Annotated in this window: 1 protein-coding gene; it reads left to right on the top strand. The window is 28.0% G+C overall.

Translation table 11 applies throughout. The features are described from left to right. Positions 1-147 precede the first annotated feature (147 nt). Positions 148-975, top strand: coding sequence for a hypothetical protein (locus HGB55_RS14660; protein WP_211047408.1), 828 nt, complete (start codon positions 148-150; stop codon positions 973-975). Positions 976-2,750: the final 1,775 nt, after the last annotated feature.

Genomic DNA, 2,750 nt, shown 5'->3' with positions numbered 1-2,750 from the left:
AACAATGGCTAAAGTTCAGCGTGGCTTTTTTGCTAAATCAAAAGTTTGGTGTACTTTTAATCGGCTAAGTTTCATCAGCGGAAAAGTCTCCGACATTTTCCACGCCGAAACCCTAGCCTAAACCGTTAGCCACAAGCCTAAATCAAAATGAGTAAAACAAAAAGACATTTAATTGAAATAGTAGAACGTGTTGAAAATGAAAGGTTAGCAAAGATTCTTGGAATTACTTATGATGAATTTATTAGTTTGGATTCCAAAATAGAAACAAATGAAAGTAAAGATAATTTAATTTATAACTATAGAATTGAATTTTATGAAGATTCACCCAAAGAGATTCTCGAAAAAATTAATAAACTAGAAGAAGGTCGGAGAGTTTATATAGAACCCTGGGAATTAAATCAAGAATATGATTATGATGAACAATTTGATGCAATTACAGAAAACAAAGATTTTATAAAAAAGTATCAAAATGAAATCGAAAATTTAGAAATATTATCAAAGCTTGGAGTACCATTTAATGAACTCAAAACTGTATTAAATAGGCAAATATTTATTGGAATAATTGGAGCAATGGAAACATTTCTTTCAGATGTTTTCATTAATTTAACTTTTGATAATGAAAAATATTTCAGAAATTTTATAGAATCTCACCCAGAATTTCAAAAGAGAAAATTTGAATTGAGAGAAATATTCGAACAATCTGAGAAACTTGAGGAAACTGCTAAACGAATCATGCTTGATACAATATATCATAACTTACCCACCGTCCGTAAAATGTATAAAGACACATTCAAAATCGATTTCCCTGATATAAAAAAATCTTATGAATTGGTACTACAAAGACATGATTTAGTACATAGAAATGGAAGTACAAAATCAGGTGAATTAGTTATTACGGACACAGTTGCAATAAAAGAATTAATTAAAACAGTTAATACCCTTGTTTATGACATTGCTAAAAAATTAAATCTATAAGCCAGTGGCTAACACCGTATAAAATTTATGCTTAAATTAGTACAAAATTGAAAAAGTAAAAATTGTAACAAACCGATTTGTAACGTCCGAAAATCCTGCGGATTTTAGGTCGCACAAATCTTATACAAACCCGTTAGCTAAAATAACGTGCGAAGAACTCGGCTGAGAAATTTTTATTTAAAAATAATGATTTATTAAAGCTGAAAATTAGTCCGATTTTGAGCACTATTCCGGAATGAATTTTTGATTTATTTTTCTTCTAAAACTAAATTTCTGCTACGGCTGAGAATTCTCTGAGAACTCTTCTCTCCTATTTTATCATTCTGCTAAATTGAGAAATTTAATGAGTTGAATCCGTTAAATTTGAATAGATTTTCTAAATGTACGAGTTTTCTCTTATTTTTAGTTTTTAAGCTAATTTTCTTCTAAACCGATAAAAACGAACTCGTTTGAATGATTTTTAGATTGTTTTAATTGCTTTTTATCATTTCTACTAAACCGAAAAATTCATCAATGATTGATTTTTTTAGATATTTCATTTTCTCTTTATAATTAATACTAAACTTGATAAATAAAACTCAAAAGATTGATTTTCTGATTGTTTTTAGTTACTATTCTTAATTCTTACTAATCGAAAAATTGAATTTTAAAAACACACAAAGGAATGAGAATTGTATCGGTCAGATTTGAGCAATGAATCGGTTAAATTTGAACTAAAATTGAAAATCCTGCTATGTTTGATTAAGTTACTTTAGCTAACAATGGCTATATTGCATTGTGGCGGATTTTCTTTTTCAGAAAATCCTCGTATATTTACTAACATAACTGCTATGGCGGAAAAATCTTGCCGATTTTTCCACAACGACAACATAGCCTAAACCGTTAGCTAAAATAACGTGCGAAGAACTTGGCAGAAAAATTTTCTTTCAAAAATAATGATTTACTAAAGCTGAAAATTAGTCCGATTTTGAGCACTATTCCGGAATGAATTTTTTAAGTAGTTTTCTTCCAAAACTAAAATTCTGCTTCAACTGAGAATTTCTCTGAGAACTCTTCTCTCCTATTTTATCATTCTACTAAATTTTTTATCATTCTACTAAATTGAGAAATTTAATGAGTTGAATTCGTTGAGTTGAGTTGATTTTCATTTCGTGGGAGTTTTTCTCTTATTTTTAGTTTTCTAAGCTAATTTTCTTCTAAACGATAAAAACAAACTCGTTTGAATGATTTTTAGATTGTTTTAAGTTGCTTTTCATCTTTTCTACTAAACCGAAAAATTCTCAACGATTGATTTTTTAGATAATTCGTTTTCTTTTTATAATTAATCCTAAACTTGATAAATAAAACTCAAAAGATTGATTTTCTGATTGTTTTAGTTACTATTCTTAATTCTTACTAATTGAAAAATTGAATTTTAAAAAAACACAAAAGAATGAGAATTGTATCGGTCAGATTTGAGCAATGAATCGGTTAAATCGAAATAATATTGAAAAATCCTGCTATGTTTGATTAAGTTACTTTAGCTAACAATGGCTATATTGCATTGTGGCGGATTTTCTTTTTCAGAAAATCCTCGTATATTTACTAACATAATCGCTATGGCGGAAAAATCTTACCGATTTTTCCACAACGACAACATAGCCTAAACCGTTGTACCCAATTAAAAAAAATCGTAAAAAATTAGATATTTACATTAAATGATATTATTTTTGATAGTATCAAATGATAGTATCAAAATGAAACCACCTTACGAAATAACTCCTGAAATATTGAAA

The sequence above is a fragment of the Lutibacter sp. B1 genome (assembly GCF_012524075.1).
Taxonomy (GTDB): Bacteria; Bacteroidota; Bacteroidia; order Flavobacteriales; family Flavobacteriaceae; genus Lutibacter.
Note: the sequence above shows the minus strand (reverse complement) of the source record. Positions and strands in the feature narration are given on the sequence as shown.